The sequence below is a fragment of the Microbacterium sp. MYb54 genome (genome assembly GCF_002979515.1).
GTDB lineage: Bacteria > Actinomycetota > Actinomycetes > Actinomycetales > Microbacteriaceae > Microbacterium.
The window spans coordinates 96,205-110,573 of sequence record NZ_PCPA01000007.1 but is presented as its reverse complement, the minus strand read 5'-3'; the positions used below and the strand labels follow the sequence as shown (position 1 = coordinate 110,573).

The 14,369-nt window shown below is 67.3% G+C and carries 16 protein-coding genes; 14 read left to right on the top strand and 2 right to left on the bottom strand.

The genetic code is table 11. The annotated features are described in order from the left end of the window. The first annotated feature begins 35 nt into the window (after positions 1-35). The 10 genes from CQ040_RS09915 (at position 36) to CQ040_RS09870 (ending at position 7,824) form a co-directional block, all read left to right on the top strand. Entirely contained in the window at positions 36-428 is a 393-nt protein-coding gene (locus CQ040_RS09915; RefSeq protein ID WP_105527199.1) for a molybdopterin-binding protein, read from the top strand. A gap of 1 nt (position 429) precedes the next feature. Then, positions 430-1,212, top strand: coding sequence for a molybdate ABC transporter substrate-binding protein (gene modA / locus CQ040_RS09910; RefSeq protein WP_105527198.1), 783 nt, complete (start codon positions 430-432; stop codon positions 1,210-1,212). Next, positions 1,209-1,997 (top strand): molybdate ABC transporter permease subunit, encoded by a 789-nt coding sequence (gene modB / locus CQ040_RS09905; protein ID WP_105527197.1) that lies wholly within the window; start codon positions 1,209-1,211, stop codon positions 1,995-1,997. The genes modA and modB overlap by 4 nt, the downstream gene beginning before the upstream one ends. After that, the gene (locus tag CQ040_RS09900) at positions 1,994-3,070 is read left to right on the top strand and encodes a sulfate/molybdate ABC transporter ATP-binding protein (protein ID WP_105527196.1); all 1,077 of its coding nucleotides are present in this window, start codon (positions 1,994-1,996) and stop codon (positions 3,068-3,070) included. Before modB ends, CQ040_RS09900 begins: the two co-directional genes overlap by 4 nt. Before the next feature lie 401 nt (positions 3,071-3,471). Continuing rightward, a complete protein-coding gene (locus CQ040_RS09895) occupies positions 3,472-4,212 on the top strand; it encodes a hypothetical protein (RefSeq protein WP_105527195.1) in 741 nt (246 codons plus the stop codon). Then, positions 4,209-4,589, top strand: coding sequence for a hypothetical protein (locus tag CQ040_RS09890; protein WP_105527194.1), 381 nt, complete (start codon positions 4,209-4,211; stop codon positions 4,587-4,589). Before CQ040_RS09895 ends, CQ040_RS09890 begins: the two co-directional genes overlap by 4 nt. A 304-nt stretch (positions 4,590-4,893) precedes the next feature. Then, positions 4,894-5,328 carry a hypothetical protein gene (locus CQ040_RS09885; protein WP_105527193.1) on the top strand — a complete coding sequence of 145 codons (435 nt, stop codon included), beginning with the start codon at positions 4,894-4,896 and terminating at the stop codon, positions 5,326-5,328. A gap of 150 nt (positions 5,329-5,478) precedes the next feature. Then, the gene (gene moaA, locus CQ040_RS09880) at positions 5,479-6,564 is read left to right on the top strand and encodes a GTP 3',8-cyclase MoaA (RefSeq protein WP_105527192.1); all 1,086 of its coding nucleotides are present in this window, start codon (positions 5,479-5,481) and stop codon (positions 6,562-6,564) included. A 7-nt stretch (positions 6,565-6,571) separates the two neighbouring features. Beyond that, the gene (locus CQ040_RS09875; RefSeq protein ID WP_105527191.1) at positions 6,572-7,240 is read left to right on the top strand and encodes a uridine kinase; all 669 of its coding nucleotides are present in this window, start codon (positions 6,572-6,574) and stop codon (positions 7,238-7,240) included. A gap of 71 nt (positions 7,241-7,311) precedes the next feature. Further along, positions 7,312-7,824: a hypothetical protein gene (locus CQ040_RS09870; RefSeq protein WP_105527190.1), complete on the top strand. Its 513-nt coding sequence runs from the start codon at positions 7,312-7,314 to the stop codon at positions 7,822-7,824. 24 nt (positions 7,825-7,848) lie between these two features. Here the strand turns inward: CQ040_RS09870 and CQ040_RS09865 are convergent, their stop codons facing one another. Together CQ040_RS09865 and CQ040_RS09860 are read right to left on the bottom strand one after the other, a co-directional pair. Then, positions 7,849-9,063, bottom strand: a complete 1,215-nt coding sequence (locus tag CQ040_RS09865; protein WP_105527189.1) for an amidohydrolase — start codon at positions 9,061-9,063, stop codon at positions 7,849-7,851. A 53-nt stretch (positions 9,064-9,116) separates the two neighbouring features. Then, the gene (locus tag CQ040_RS09860; protein WP_105527188.1) at positions 9,117-9,764 is read right to left on the bottom strand and encodes a TetR/AcrR family transcriptional regulator; all 648 of its coding nucleotides are present in this window, start codon (positions 9,762-9,764) and stop codon (positions 9,117-9,119) included. A 157-nt stretch (positions 9,765-9,921) separates the two neighbouring features. Here CQ040_RS09860 and CQ040_RS09855 point away from each other — a divergent pair, with 157 nt between their 5' ends. From CQ040_RS09855 to CQ040_RS09840, 4 genes are all read left to right on the top strand, one after another. Next, complete coding sequence (locus CQ040_RS09855; RefSeq protein ID WP_105527187.1) at positions 9,922-11,583, top strand: ABC transporter substrate-binding protein; 1,662 nt, start codon at positions 9,922-9,924, stop codon at positions 11,581-11,583. A gap of 73 nt (positions 11,584-11,656) precedes the next feature. Further along, on the top strand, positions 11,657-12,481 hold the full coding sequence (locus CQ040_RS09850) for an ABC transporter ATP-binding protein (protein WP_105527186.1): 825 nt from the start codon (positions 11,657-11,659) through the stop codon (positions 12,479-12,481). Next, positions 12,478-13,284: an ABC transporter ATP-binding protein gene (locus CQ040_RS09845; RefSeq protein WP_105527185.1), complete on the top strand. Its 807-nt coding sequence runs from the start codon at positions 12,478-12,480 to the stop codon at positions 13,282-13,284. Before CQ040_RS09850 ends, CQ040_RS09845 begins: the two co-directional genes overlap by 4 nt. Then, positions 13,281-14,369: an ABC transporter permease gene (locus CQ040_RS09840; protein WP_105527184.1), complete on the top strand. Its 1,089-nt coding sequence runs from the start codon at positions 13,281-13,283 to the stop codon at positions 14,367-14,369. The genes CQ040_RS09845 and CQ040_RS09840 overlap by 4 nt, the downstream gene beginning before the upstream one ends.

The window sequence follows — 14,369 nt, the reverse complement described above, 5'->3', positions numbered from 1 at the left end:
GAGGAGTTTCTCCGCATATGCGGTAGAATCACTCCATGCAGACCTACCGGATCGCTCGTGCCGCTCAGCTGCTCGGAGTGAGCGACGACACCGTGCGGCGCTGGATCGAGCAGGGGCTCCTGCCCGTCACCGATGCCGCGCCGTCCGAGATCCCCGGGGATGCGGTCGCCGCGCGCGCCGTGGCCCTCGCGGAAGAGGCGAAGGTCGCAGGCGACGTGGTCTCTTCCGCCCGCAACCGCTTCGTCGGCATCGTGACCCGCGTGCAGATCGACGGGCTGATGGCGCAGATCGACATCCAGTCCGGACCACATCGCGTGGTCTCGCTGATGTCTGCGGAAGCTGCACGGGAACTGCAGCTCGAGGTCGGTTCGCTCGCCACCGCATCCGTCAAGGCGACTCAGGTCGTCGTCGAAGTACCGAAAGGCTGACATGAACCGCACGCTCCGCCGCTCCGCCGTAGCCGTCCTCGCCGCCGCCGCACTCGCCCTCACCGGCTGCGCAGCTGCCGCGGAGAACACCCCGTCACCGTCGGCGACCGCGAAGGAGAGCGCCGTGAGCGGCGAGCTCACGGTCTACGCCGCGGCATCCCTTTCCGGGGCCTTCGACGCGATCGGCGAGGCGTTCACCGCCGAGAACCCCGATGTGGAGTTCAGCCCCGTCTACGACGGTTCATCGACGCTGGTCACGCAGATCCTCGAAGGTGCACCGGCCGATGTGTTCGCTTCCGCCGACGAGGCGAACATGGACAAGGCGGCCGATGTCGCGGTCGACCCGACGCTCTTCGCCTCCAACACCCTCGTGATCGCGGTGCCGGCGGGCAACCCCGGCGGTGTCGAGACCCTGGCCGATCTGGCCGATGTGACCACGGTGCTGTGCGCGCCGGAGGTGCCTTGTGGTGCGGCCTCCGCGAAGCTGCTCTCGGCGGCGGGCGTGACGGTCGATGCCGCGAGCCTCGAGCAGAACGTGACGGCTGTGCTCACGAAGGTCGCCGCTTCCGAAGCCGATGCCGGACTCGTGTACGCCACCGACGTGATCGGACGAGACGACGTCGAGGTGATCGTGCCAGACGGCGCCGACGAGGTCGTCAACCACTACCCGATCGCGGCGCTCTCCGATGCGCCGAACTCTGAGGCTGCCGACGCGTTCGTGGCGTTCGTGCTGTCGGAGGCGGGTCAGAAGATCCTGGCGGACTTCGGCTTCGGGGCTCCATGAGTGCGGTCGTCGCACGGGGCTACGCTCCCCGTGCGCTCGCGGTCCCTGCGCTGATCGGTCTGGTCTTCCTGATCCTGCCGCTCACTGCACTCGTCGCGCGGGTGCAGTGGTCGACCTTCCTGGCCGATGTGACGTCGGAGGCTGCGCTCTCGGCGCTCATGCTCTCGCTCGGCACCGGTCTCGTGGCCACCGTGCTGTGTCTCATCGTGGGAGTGCCGCTCGCGCTGTACATCGCCCGCTCCGGACCTCGAGTGGCTGCGGTGCTCCGAGCGGCCGTCACGGTGCCGCTGGTGCTGCCGCCGATGGTGGGCGGCGTCGCCCTGCTCTATCTGTTCGGGCGTGCGGGATGGCTCGGCGCACTCGGCCTGTCGTTCAGCACCCCTGCCGTCGTGCTGGCGCAGACCTTCGTCGCACTTCCCTTCCTGGTGCTCGCCGTCGAGGGCGCGGTGCGCACCTCCGGCGTGGAATACGAGCGCACGGCAGCCGCACTCGGCGCCGGACGATGGACGATCCTGCGCCGCATCACCCTGCCGCTCGCGGCGCCCGGCATCGTCGCCGGAGTCGTGCTGTGCTTCGCGCGGGCCATCGGCGAGTTCGGGGCGACGGCGCTGTTCGCCGGAAACCGGCCGGGCGTCACGCAGACGATGCCTCTCGCGATCTACACCGCGTTCAACGGCGCGGGGGTCTCGCAGGGCACAGCGGTCGCTCTCGCTCTGCTGCTGCTCGCGACCGCGATCGTCGTGCTGCTGCTCGTGCGGGGCTGGCGACCGGGAGCGGCGCGATGACCGCGGCGAACGGTCCCGCTGCCGAGACACCGGGGCTGCGCGCACGCATCGTGGTCGAGCGGGAGCATTTCGCTGTCGAGGTCGCGGTGCAGGTCGCCGTCGGCGAGACGGTCGCGATCATGGGGCCGAGCGGTGCGGGCAAGTCGACCCTGCTGCAGGCGCTCGCCGGACTCGAACCGCTGAGCGCAGGAGAGATCGAGGTCGCGGGACGCGTGGTCGACCGCGTCGCCTCACCGCGGGTGCGGACTGAGCCCATGAGCCGTGGCATCGTGCTTCTCGGGCAGGACGCGCGACTGTTCCCGCACCTGTCCGTGCGGGAGAACGTCGCCTTCGGCCCTCGCGCGGCAGGGACGGATGCCAGCGCGGCGCGAGATGCGGCCGATGAATGGCTCGCACGTGTCGGCCTCCCCGGCGCCGGGGATCGGATGCCGCGGGAACTCTCCGGTGGAGAGGGGCAGCGGGTTGCCGTCGCCAGAGCGCTCGCCGCATCCCCCCGCGCGGTGCTGCTCGACGAACCGCTGGTGGCGCTCGACCCGGCGACGGCGGGCGACATCCGGCAGATGCTGCGCGATCAGCTGACCGGGATCACCACGATCGCGGTCACGCACGATGCCGCTGATGCGGTCGCGCTGGCGGATCGGCTCGTCGTCGTCGAGGCAGGCCGGGTCACGCAGAGCGGGCCGGTCCGCGAGGTGCTGTCGGCCCCGGCCACGGGCTTCGTCGCCTCGATTGCGGGCGTCAACCGTCTGGTGGGCGTCGCAAGTGGAGGCGCGTGGCGGGGCGGTGAGGTGCGGCTGACCAGCGTGGATCCGGCTTCACGCGCGCTCGCCGCGGTCGAGGGCGTCGCGCTCGCCGCGGTCTTCCGGCCGGCGGATGTGCACGTCGGCGATGCGGACGTAAATTCGTGGGTGGCCGTGGTGACACGGGTCGAGCCGACGCTCGCGGGTGTGCGCGTGCACACCGATGTGGGAGCGATTGACATGTCACTGACTGCTGCCGGAGGGGTGGCGGTCGGCGAACGCACCTGGTTGCGAATTGATCCGGAGCTGGTGCGGTTCGTCGCGGAGTTCTGAACTGCAGACGTGCTCGGACGGGTGCTTCGGGGTCTGCCCGATTCCTCGTTTCGGGGGAGGAGGGCCGAAGCCCGCGACGCCGCCTTGCCTCGTGACCGAGCTTTGAATTCTCTGCCAGTACTGCTTCATACCGGTATACGTCATCAGTGGGGGGCGCCCCTTCGCGGGGGCGGCGCTGAGGCGTTCAGTGACGTAGGAGACTGTGTCGCTGGCTCACAAAATATCTGTCCCCCAAATGACCTACAGACGACCTCGCGGTGGGTGTGGATGATGAAAGCCTGTTGCCGTCAGCGTTCCCTCCGACCGCGGCCAATAAGACCAGAAGTTCGTATCTGAGCGGTAGCAGGAGAACTCTGAAGGGGCTCGCGCCAGCGTTGGTGCGAGAAAAGGAGTTGGTGACGATGTCAGACATTTCGAGACGGGCGACGGCGGGGGACACCATTGCCGCCCAAGGACTGGTCCGGCAAGACGAACACGACTCGTGGCTGATTCCTGTGGTGTCGCTATCACCTGAGACCCGCCTTCCTATGGAAGATGCCGGGATTCGCCTACAAGGACACTCAGATCTCCATCGCTTCGTCAACGACTACGCCGAGGTCCGAGGAGTCTGGGCCAGCGAGGGAGCCGTCGCGGTTCGGGACATTGTCCCGGTAGCTGAGGATGCCTCAGTCCTGGCGCCGCCTCCGTCTTTGGGTACGCAGGCTCTTCTCCTTTTGCCCTCTGCTGCTGATAGCCGAGCCGGGATCGATCTCTCCCTCGTTCGGTCGGTCGCTGGGGAGCTGGTCGAGAAAGAAGCTGCATTGCATTTCGTTGTGGTGAATGACGCCGAGCATTTTGCGGTCGTTGTCGCGGCCACTGATGTCATGCGCGTTGAGGATGAGCTGAGGCCGCTTCTAGGAAGCTACCTAGTCGTTGTCCACTCGCAGAACACCTCGGCCATGCTTCGACTCGCACAGGAGATTCTCGCCAACGAGGACCGGGACAACAACCTCCTCCTGGCGGGGGAGGCGATGAGTCCGAATGGTGACTACCGCGTTGTCGGCATCGTCAAACACTGGACATCGGCGCTGAGCGCGGTGCCTGCAAGCGCGCTCGAGGTGCGGGCATGGATCCACCCATATGAATCGAAGGAGATCTCATGAGAAAGAAGATGGCAGTACTTGCGGTGCCAGCAGCCGCCATGCTGGGAATCGCTTTACTGGCGAGTCCCGGCTATGCCGCCGCCGGTGGCGGCGCCTCTCCCTCTGAAGCGGTTGTAGTCTCCGCCGTGGGGAACACGGACTACGTGTCGTCGATCCAGCCGATGACCCCGTACCCGTGGGGATACTACGCAACGAAAGCGAAATGCCAAGCGGCCGGCAAGGCACACATGGCCAACAACCCGGGGGCGTTCTACGGGTACTACTGCGTGATGGGAACCGGCGCGAACCGAGACAAGTGGCAGCTCTACATGGACGAGAAGGACTGTCTCGATCGAGTTTCACCCACCTTGACACGCGAGCGTCTGGCCGCCGTGTGACGAAGCAACTACGAGCGACGCGTCGATGTGCCATCGGCGCGTCGCTCGCGATCGTGCTGTGCACCGCCACGGCTGGGTGCAGCGCTCCCGCTCAGCAGAGTTTCCCGGTAACGGTCAACGGCGCGGAGTTCACGACGACGTGGACCGATGTAGCCGATGGCACCAGCCTTCTGGGGGTCGCGGTGTTGTTCAGCGACGGGATGGGCACGAGCGACGACAGCCTGAAACAAGAACTCCACCGTTCCGCTCTCGCAACAGTCACGGTGAGCCCGCACAATGGGTTGATCCCGCCGGCGTCCAGGGAGTGCTCGCCGAAATCGAGAAGAAGGCCGTCGCGCGGCCTTTGTGCGTCATCGGTGTTGGTGACGCGGGGACTCCCATCTGGAGCGCCCTCTCCAACTCGGATGCCTCGGTCATTGCAGCGGTTCTCGTCGCCGCACCGCTCCCGAGTGGTGCGCTCGACTATGCGTCTTTCAACCACGTCTCCGTCCGCGGTATCTATGCGGAGAACAGCGATATATACGACAACGACTTCCAGGTCAACCACGAGAGCATGCAGGTGGTCAACACTCCTCACGACTTTCTCGTCTTCGGAGGGGACAGCGGTGATCGATTCTTCGACTCCAACTCTTCTGGCTTCCACGGTCCCACAGTGGCCGCGGCAGTCGACGGCATCGCCGACTGGTGCGCGGCGAGGATCAGACTTGGACGAGTCGAAACCGCCGATCACCCGCACTGAAGGGGGGCCGCGTCCACGTTGAAGGACTGCCGACGGCCGATCAGCTATAGGGATCTCTTGCGTGCAATCTGCCGGTCGTCGTCGTCGGGTCGGCCCTCGGCGGCGGTCCGCGGGTTAGTCTCGAACGATGACGGGGAGTGTGGGAGCGCCATGACGGCCGTACCGGTCGTGATCGGTGTGCGCGCGCCGCACGTCGATTCCGCGCCGCACGCCTCGGGCCTCGGTGGGGGTCTCGTCGACACGCATGGCCGCGTGCATCGCGATCTGCGCATCTCGCTCACCGACCGCTGCTCGCTGCGCTGCACGTACTGCATGCCCGAGCAGGGCAACGAATGGCTCGCCCGCACGAGCATCCTCTCCACCGACGAGATCGTCGAGGTCGCCGAGGTGGCCGCGGCGCTCGGCATCCGCACCTTCCGTCTCACCGGCGGCGAGCCGCTGCTGCGGACCGACATCGTCGAGGTCGTGAGGCGCATCGCCCGCATCGAGGGGGAGGATGGCCCGGTCGAGGTCGCGATGACCACCAACGGCATCAGCCTCGCCAAGAAACTTCCGGAACTGATCGATGCCGGGCTGACGCGCCTCAACATCAGCATCGACACGGTCGACCGACAGCGCTTCGCCGACCTCACCCGCCGCGACCGTCTCGACGACGTGTTCGAGGGCATCGCCGCCGCCGCGGCATCCGAGCTCCGCCCCCTCAAGCTGAACGCGGTCGCGATGCGCGGGGTCAACGACGATGAGCTGGTCGACCTCGTGGAGTTCGCGATGAGTGTGGGCGCGCAGCTGCGATTCATCGAGCAGATGCCGTTGGATGCCGGACACACCTGGGATCGTGCCTCGATGGTCACACGCGAGGAGATCCTCGCGTCGCTGGGGGAACGCTGGCGTCTCGAGCCGGTCGAGGGCCGCGGTGGCGCTCCGGCCGAGAAGTGGCGGATCGACGGCGGGCCGCACGAGGTCGGTGTGATCGCCTCGGTCACTGCCCCGTTCTGCGGCGCCTGCGACCGCCTGCGGCTGACCGCCGACGGCCAGCTGCGCAACTGCCTGTTCTCGCTCGCCGAGTACGACCTGACCGGGCTGCTGCGCGGGGAGTCCGCCTCCGCGCCGGGGGAACGCGCCGACGAGATCGCTGCGCTGCTGCGTTCCTGCGTCCACGGCAAGCTGCCGGGGCACGCGATCGACGATCCCTCCTTCCTGCAGCCGGCACGCGGGATGAACGCGATCGGAGGCTGAGCGGGGCGTGCCCACCACGTACTCGCGCTCAGCTGTGCTGGCGCAGCTCTGGGACGAGATCGAGAGTCTTCGTCCGGACGAACGCATCCTGGTGGCCATCGACGGCTTCGATGGCGCAGGGAAAACGCACCTCTCCCGCGAACTCTCAGAACACGCTCGACGGCGCGCGCGCAGGCCGACGGTCGGCGTGAGCATCGACGGATTCCATCGCCCGAAGGTCGACCGCGTCGCGGCAGGGACAGGCCCGGAAGGCTTCTACTCCGGTTCGTACCGATACGACGCCTTTCGCGCCTGTGTCGTCGATGCCCTGCGCGCGCATGGGACGATTACGCCGGGGGTCTGGGACGTCGATCGCGACGAACCCGTCGATCCTGCACCGATCGCCGTCCCTTCATCGGGAGTCGTGCTCGTCGACGGGATCTTCCTCCAGCGTCCCGAGCTCGCAGCGGTATGGGACGCCACGGTCTGGGTCCACGCCCCCTTCGAGGTCAGCGTCCCCCGTGGCAACGCCCGATTCCCGGGGAGCCACGACCCCGACCCGGAGGCGCCGTCCAACCGCAGGTACGTGGGTGGTCAGCGTCTTTACCTCGCCGAAGCCCGACCGCAGGAGCGAGCGACCTGGGTCTGGGACAACGCAGTGCTGGACCGTCCGACGTTTCGCCGGAACGGCGGTTGACCGGGATGTGGGAGCCGATCGGGCGGGATAGCGACGGATACCGGTTGACGATCCGGGCGACACGAGTCTCCATGCTCCAACTGGTCGCGATCATCGTCGGGTGCATCATCGTGGGGGGAGCTGCCGCCACGGGGGCGTTGATCGCGTTCTCCCTGGAGACCGAGATCATGCTCGGCAGATCCGGTGTCGTGCTGGTCGCCGGTGGCCTGGCGATCATCATCGTGCTCGTCTTGCTGTGGGTCTTCGCCTGGCGAAGGAAGCGCTACGTCATCGAATGGGATGACGAGGGGATCCGCATCATCGGAGCCGCGGCGGCGCGAGCGATCTCCTGGGCGTCGATCTCTCGCGTGCTGATCCGTGTCGACACGGACTACGCCCGCGTCGAGCTGAGGTGTGCGGACAGCAGGTCTGTGACGCTCTTGGCCGGTTTCGGCTCCCAAGACGTCAAGAAGACCAACGCGATCGATCCGATTCCCGCGGGGATGGCGAACCTCCTGCGCCGTCATCTCCTCGTGGAGCAGTCGACCGATCGAAAGGCTCCTGGCCTGCATATCTTCCTGCGCAAGCCAGACGCACCCGTGTGAGCGTTGTGGGCAGGCCGTCCGCCTCTACGCGAGGAACTCCCGTGCCGCGGCCGACAGCGCGGTCACGCCGACCTCGATCGTCGGGTGGATCTCGGGTGCGAAGAACGGCGAGTGGTTGGTGGGGATGTCCTCGCCCAGGCGGCCCGCGGCGACGGCCTCGGCGAACCGGGTGGGGTCGATGCCGCCCCAGAACCAGAACACGAGGGGCGCGCCGGCGTCGCGGGCGAACCACGAGACATCCTCGCTGCCGGTGAACATGCCGGGGTCGATGACGGCCGCCTCGCCCAGTGCGCGCTGCAGGGCGGCGGTGACGCGTGCCGTGGCATCCTCGTCGTTGATCGTCGCGGGCAGCGTGTGGTCGGTGCGGATCTCGGGCTCCCGCTCGGCGCCCGAGGCTGTGGCCTCGGCCCGCACGATGCGCTCGACGCTCGCGAGCACCTTCTCGCGCGTCTCCTCGTTCGGATAGCGCAGGCTGAGCTCGAGCTTCGCCTCGGCGGGGATGATGTTGTTCTTCAGTCCCGCGTGAATCGAGCCGACCGTCACGACCGCGACGCCCTGCGGGTCGATCTCGCGCGAGGTGATGGTCTGCAGGCGCATCACGGTGGCCGCGGCCATCACGACCGGGTCGATCGTGGCGTGCGGGCGCGAGCCGTGTCCGCCGCGACCGTGCAGGGTGACGGTGAGTCCGTCGGAGGCGGCCATCTGGGTGCCGCTGCGCACACCGATCACACCGGCGGGCAGCGGGGTCACGTGCTGGCCGAGCACCACATCGGGCTTCGGGTAGCGGTCGAGGATCCCGTCGTCCAACATCGCGCGCGCCCCGGCGCCGTACTCCTCTGCCGGCTGGATCAGCACGACGAGGGTGCCGGACCAGTCGGAGCGCTCGGCGACGAGCCTTTCGACGGCGCCGACCATGGCGGTGACGTGCATGTCGTGGCCGCACGCGTGCATGACGGGAACGGTCGTACCGGCGGGGTCGACGCCCTTCGCGGTGCTCGCGTACGACAGGCCGGTCTGCTCCTCGACGGGGAGTGCATCCATGTCGGCTCGCACCCACACGACGGGTCCTTCGCCGTTGCGCAGCACGCCGACGACACCGGTGACCCCGACGCCCTCTTCGACCTCGAGACCCAGGTCGCGCAGGTGCTGGGCGGCGATGCCGGCGGTGCGCGTCTCCTGGAACGAGAGCTCAGGATGCTGGTGCAGGTCGATGTAGAGCGCTTCGAGGTCGATCGTCATGGCCCGAGCCTAGCCGGGCCGACGTCGGTTGCCGAGGGTGCGCGGCCGAGGGATCAGGCGGGGTGCACGTAGGTCTTCAGCTCGGGGCCGGGACGCAGCACGGCGTTGACGATCGCCTGGATCGCGAACTCGCTCGCCCCGCCGAGCTCGACGATCCCGGGATGCAGGAGCCACTGCAGCTGCAGGCCATCCATCACGGCGAGGATCGCGGCCGCGGCCTCGGCGATCGTGTCGGGATCGCGCACGCCCTCCTGGGCGCACAACTCGCGGAACGCGGCTGTGACCTCGCGGCGGAGCGTCGTGTAGCGGTCTTCGAAGAAGCCGCGCGCCGGATGGTCGTCGGTGACCGACTCGGCGGACAGCACCGTGTAGGCCTGCACGATGCCCGGTCGCTTCTCGTTCGCGAAGGCCGTGCGCACCAGGTGCAGGAACAGCTCGGGCCCGTCGGGGATGTGCTTCTTGGCGAGTTCGGCTACATCTGTCTGATCGCGGTAGGCCAGCACCTCGAGCAGCAGCTTCTGCTTCGATCCGAAGTGATGGAGCACGCCCGCATGGGTGATGCCGACCTGCTCTGCGACATCCGCCAGGGTGCCGTTCGTCGACCCCTTGTTGCCGAAGATCTCGACGGCTGCCTTGAGGATCTGCTCGCGTTTCGCGAGAGTCGCCGGGCGCACGCGCACTGTCTGGTCGCTGTCTGCCACCGCGGCCTCCTCTCCATCGCTGAGCTGTGCTTGCGATCCAACTTACTACTCGGTAACCTCACGGGAGCTTACTTTCTCGACAGTAAGCAAATCACAGCGGCCGAGGGACCCCCATCCACCGGCGACACAGCACAACGACCGTGCCCTAGGAGAAGCAATGAAGCTCAGAAAGTCTCTGATCGCCGCGACTGCGATCACCGCCCTCGGCATCTCGGCCCTGGCCGGATGCTCGGCAGGCGGTGGATCCGACGATGGCGCCGGTTCCGCGTCCCTGACGATCGCGAAGCCCGACGGTGCGATCACCACCGAATCCAACAACCCCTACGTCGGTGACTCGTCCGCCTCGAAGTACGGCTACGGCAAGGTCATCTTCGAGACGCTCGGTCTCGTGAACCAGACCGGCGACCGCGGCGTCACCCCGTGGCTCGCCGAGAGCCTCGAGTGGAACGACGACTACACGGTCCTCACGGTCGTGCCGCGCAAGGACGTCACCTGGAGCGACGGCAAGCCCTTCACCGCCGACGACATCGTCTACTCGTACGAGCTCGCCTCCACCCCGGCTCTGGACACCGCCGGCCTCCAGCTCGACAGCGCCGTGGTCGAAGGGGACAACGTCGTGATCACGTTCGCCGCCTCGAAGTACGTCAACCAGGCCAGGGCCCTGCACGTGCCGATCGTCCCCAAGCACATCTGGGAGAACCTCGACGACCCGGCAACCAACCCCGTCAAGGGCGACGACCTCGTCGGCACCGGCCCCTACGTCCTCTCGAACTGGTCGACCGAGTCGGTCACCCTCGAGGCCCGCGACGACTACTGGGGCGGCGACCTCTCGGTGCCCGAGCTGCACTACGTCTCCTACGGCGACAACACCGCGCTCACCACGGCCCTCGCCAACGGTGACGCCGATTGGGCTCAGGCCTTCATCCCGCAGATCAAGGAGCAGTTCCTCTCGGCCGACCCCGAGCACAACAAGTTCTGGGCAGCGCCGACCACCGGTTCGGCGACGCTGTTCATGAACCTGCAGCAGAAGCCGTTCGACGACCCGGCCTTCCGGCAGGCGCTCGCCTGGGTGATCGACCGCGACGCCTACGTCGACATCGCTCGCGAGGGCGCCAGCGAGGCCGTCTGGTCGGTGACCGGACTCTCGTCGATCCTCGACGACGAGATCCAGCCCGAGTTCAAGGACGTGGAGTACGCGGTCGACGCCGAGAAGGCTCGCGATCTGCTCACCACGGCCGGGTACACCTGGAAGGACGACGCGCTGATCGATCCCGACGGCACCCCCGTCTCGTTCACGCTCTCCGTCCCCTCCGGATGGAGCGACTGGAACACGGCGCAGGAGCTGATCGCCGAAGACGTCAACGAGGCCATCGGCGCCGAGGTCAAGATCGACATGCCCGACTGGGGCGGCTGGGCCGACCCCCGCGACAACGGCACGTTCTCCGCGATCATCCACTGGCTCGAGGACAGCGGAACGGCCTACGGCCTCTACACCTCGACCATGGACCCGCGCTGGATCTCGCCCGAGGGCAAGGCCGGCTTCAACTTCGGCCGATTCGACGACCCGACGGCGACAGCCGCGCTGAACTCCTACGCCAACGCCTCCTCGGACGACGAGCGCACGGCAGCACTCGACACGCTGCAGACGATCTTCTCCGAGCAGGTTCCCGCCATCCCGCTGGGCGCGCACCCGCTGCTGGGCGAGTTCAACACCCGCAACTACGTCGGATGGCCGTCGGAAGAGGACCCGTACGCATCTGCTGACCCGACTCAGCAGAACATCGTGCAGATCCTGACGAAGCTGAAGCCCGCCGAGTAAGCATCATCCTGCAGGGGAGCCCGCCTCGACGACGGCGCGGGCTCCCCTGACCAGGTCGACGAAGGACACCCCCATGCCAGACCCCCTGCTCAGCGTGCGCGACTTCTCGGTCGTGTACGACGTCGATCCGCCCGTCGAGGCGGTGAAGAACGTCACCCTCGAACTGCAGCGCGGCGAGATCCTCGGTCTCGCCGGTGAGAGCGGGTGCGGCAAGACCACGCTCGCCTACGGCCTCCAGCGGCTGCTGCGTGCACCGGCCGTCATCACCAGCGGCAGCGTGACCTTCCACGATGTGACCGGCGTCGACATCGACATCAACGCGCTCGACGTGGATGCCATGCAGCGCTTCCGCTGGGACAAGGTGTCGATGGTCTTCCAGGGCGCCATGAACGCCCTCAACCCGGTCGCGACGATCGGCTCGCAGCTCGAGGACGTCTTCGAGATCCACCGGCCGGACATGAACCGCAAGCAGCGGCGTGCCGAGGCCGAGGAACTGCTCGAGATCGTCAAGGTCGGGCGCCAGCGCATCCGCTCGTTCCCGCACGAGCTCTCCGGCGGCATGCGCCAGCGCGTGATGATCGCGATGGCTCTCGCCCTGCGCCCGCAGCTGATGGTCATGGACGAGCCCACGACCGCGCTCGATGTGCTGGTGCAGCGGGAGATTCTCAAGCAGATCTCGCAGCTGCGGCACGAGTTCGGCTTCTCGGTGATCTTCATCACCCACGACCTTCCCCTCCTTCTGGAGATCAGCGACCGGATCGCGATCATGCGCGAGGGCGAGATCATCGAGCTCGCCACCGCCGAGCGCATCTGGACGCAGCCCGTGCACGAGTACACGAAGACGCTGTTGTCTTCCTTCCCCCGGCTGACCGGGGAGAGAGGGGTGCTGGTGCGATGACCACCCTCGAATTCCGGAACGTCACGAAGGCGTACAACGTGCGCGGCGCCGGGCAGATCAAGGCTCTCGACGACGTGAGCTTCACCCTGGTCTCCGGGCAGACGATCGGGCTGGTCGGCCAGTCGGGCAGCGGCAAGTCCACGATCGCGAAGATCCTGACCCAGCTCGAGACCCCGACCAGCGGAGAGGTGCTGCTCGACGGCAAGTCGATCCCGCGCCGTGGCAAGGGGCTTCGCAAGTATCGGCAGCAGCTGCGCATGGTGTTCCAGGATCCGTTCGCCTCGCTCAACCCGTATCACTCGATCCGGTATCACCTGGAGCGCCCGATCCGCCTCGACGACGTGGTGCCGAAGAAGGAGACCGAGAACGAGGTGCGCCGGCTCCTCGACCGCGTGCGCTTGGATCCGGACGCCGTGATCGACCGCCGTCCGCACGAGCTCTCCGGTGGTCAGCGGCAGCGTGTCGCCATCGCCCGCGCGCTGGCCTCGCGCCCCTCGCTCCTGGTCGCCGACGAACCCGTCTCGATGCTCGACGTCTCGATCCGCCTCGGTGTGCTCAACCTGCTCGCCGATCTGCAGCGCGAAGAGGGACTCGGCGTGCTCTACATCACCCACGACCTCGCCACGGCCCGACATTTCAGCGACGAGATCATGGTCCTCAACCAGGGCCGGGTCGTCGAGTACGGCGCCGCCGACGACGTCATCCTGAACCCGCAGGACCCGTACACACGCGAACTGCGATCCGCTTCCCCGGACCCGGACAAGTTCTTCGCACAGGCAGCATCGACCGGAGGTGTCCTGTGAGCACCGCGTTCCCCCAGCTCGACGACAACGACCTCGTCGCCCGCGACGCCCTCGAGGTCGGCACGACTGCGACCACAGCCGAGCGCACGCACCGGAAGGTCCCGTGGCGCTTCTTCGCCGGCCGAGCAGGGTTCTACCTGTTCACGCTGTGGGCGGCCATCACGATCAACTTCTTCCTGCCGCGCTTCATGAAGGGCGACGCTGTCAGCTCGTATCTCGCGCGCAACCGCAGCGTGAGCCCCGAGGCCGAGGCGTCGCTGCGCATCCTGCTCGGCATCGACACCGACAAGTCGATCTGGCAGCAGTACATCGAGTACTGGGGGATGCTGCTGCGCGGCGACCTCGGCATCTCGACGCTGCACGGACTGCGCCCGGTCGCGGAGGTGCTCGCTTCAGCCCTGCCGTGGACGCTCGGCCTGGTCGGCATCGCCACCATCATCTCGTTCACGATCGGCACGGTCGCCGGAGCAGTCGTCGGCTGGAAGCGCGGCAGCAAGCTCGACGCGATCATCCCGGTGACGACGTTCTTCAACACCATCCCGTACTTCTGGCTCGGGCTCATCGCGATCGCGATCTTCTCCTCGACGCTGAAGTGGTTCCCCTCATCGCACGCCTACGACAAGGGGCAATCCCCGGAATGGAGCTTCGACTTCATCGGCCAGGTGCTCATGCACGGCACGCTGCCGGCGCTGACCATCGTGGTCGCCTCGCTCGGCGGGTGGGTGCTCGGCATGCGCAACATGATGCTGACGGTGCTCGACGACGACTACATCACGGTCGCGCAGGCCAAGGGCATGCCCAACAAGCGGGTGCTCTGGGGCTACGCCGCGCGCAACGCGGTGCTGCCGCAGATCCAGAGCTTCGCGCTGTCGATCGGCTTCATCGTCGGCGGCACGATCGTGATGGAGATGGTGTTCAGCTATCCGGGGGTCGGCAAGCTCCTCCTCGATGCGACCAACGCCAAGGACTTCGCCCTCATGCAGGGCGTGTTCCTCGTGATCACGCTGTCGGTGCTCGTGGCCAACATCCTCGCGGATGTCGTCTACGCCTACCTCGACCCGCGCACGCGCCAGATGGAGTCCTGA

What these genes read in the sequence shown, in the direction of transcription:
- CQ040_RS09915 (WP_105527199.1), top strand. Translation starts at nt 36, where the DNA reads ATGCAGACCTACCGGATCGCTCGTGCCGCTCAGCTGCTCGGAGTGAGC.
- modA (WP_105527198.1), top strand. Translation starts at nt 430, where the DNA reads ATGAACCGCACGCTCCGCCGCTCCGCCGTAGCCGTCCTCGCCGCCGCC.
- modB (WP_105527197.1), top strand. Translation starts at nt 1,209, where the DNA reads ATGAGTGCGGTCGTCGCACGGGGCTACGCTCCCCGTGCGCTCGCGGTC.
- CQ040_RS09900 (WP_105527196.1), top strand. Translation starts at nt 1,994, where the DNA reads ATGACCGCGGCGAACGGTCCCGCTGCCGAGACACCGGGGCTGCGCGCA.
- CQ040_RS09895 (WP_105527195.1), top strand. Translation starts at nt 3,472, where the DNA reads ATGTCAGACATTTCGAGACGGGCGACGGCGGGGGACACCATTGCCGCC.
- CQ040_RS09890 (WP_105527194.1), top strand. Translation starts at nt 4,209, where the DNA reads ATGAGAAAGAAGATGGCAGTACTTGCGGTGCCAGCAGCCGCCATGCTG.
- moaA (WP_105527192.1), top strand. Translation starts at nt 5,479, where the DNA reads ATGACGGCCGTACCGGTCGTGATCGGTGTGCGCGCGCCGCACGTCGAT.
- CQ040_RS09870 (WP_105527190.1), top strand. Translation starts at nt 7,312, where the DNA reads ATGCTCCAACTGGTCGCGATCATCGTCGGGTGCATCATCGTGGGGGGA.
- CQ040_RS09865 (WP_105527189.1), bottom strand. Translation starts at nt 9,063, where the DNA reads ATGACGATCGACCTCGAAGCGCTCTACATCGACCTGCACCAGCATCCT.
- CQ040_RS09855 (WP_105527187.1), top strand. Translation starts at nt 9,922, where the DNA reads ATGAAGCTCAGAAAGTCTCTGATCGCCGCGACTGCGATCACCGCCCTC.
- CQ040_RS09850 (WP_105527186.1), top strand. Translation starts at nt 11,657, where the DNA reads ATGCCAGACCCCCTGCTCAGCGTGCGCGACTTCTCGGTCGTGTACGAC.
- CQ040_RS09845 (WP_105527185.1), top strand. Translation starts at nt 12,478, where the DNA reads ATGACCACCCTCGAATTCCGGAACGTCACGAAGGCGTACAACGTGCGC.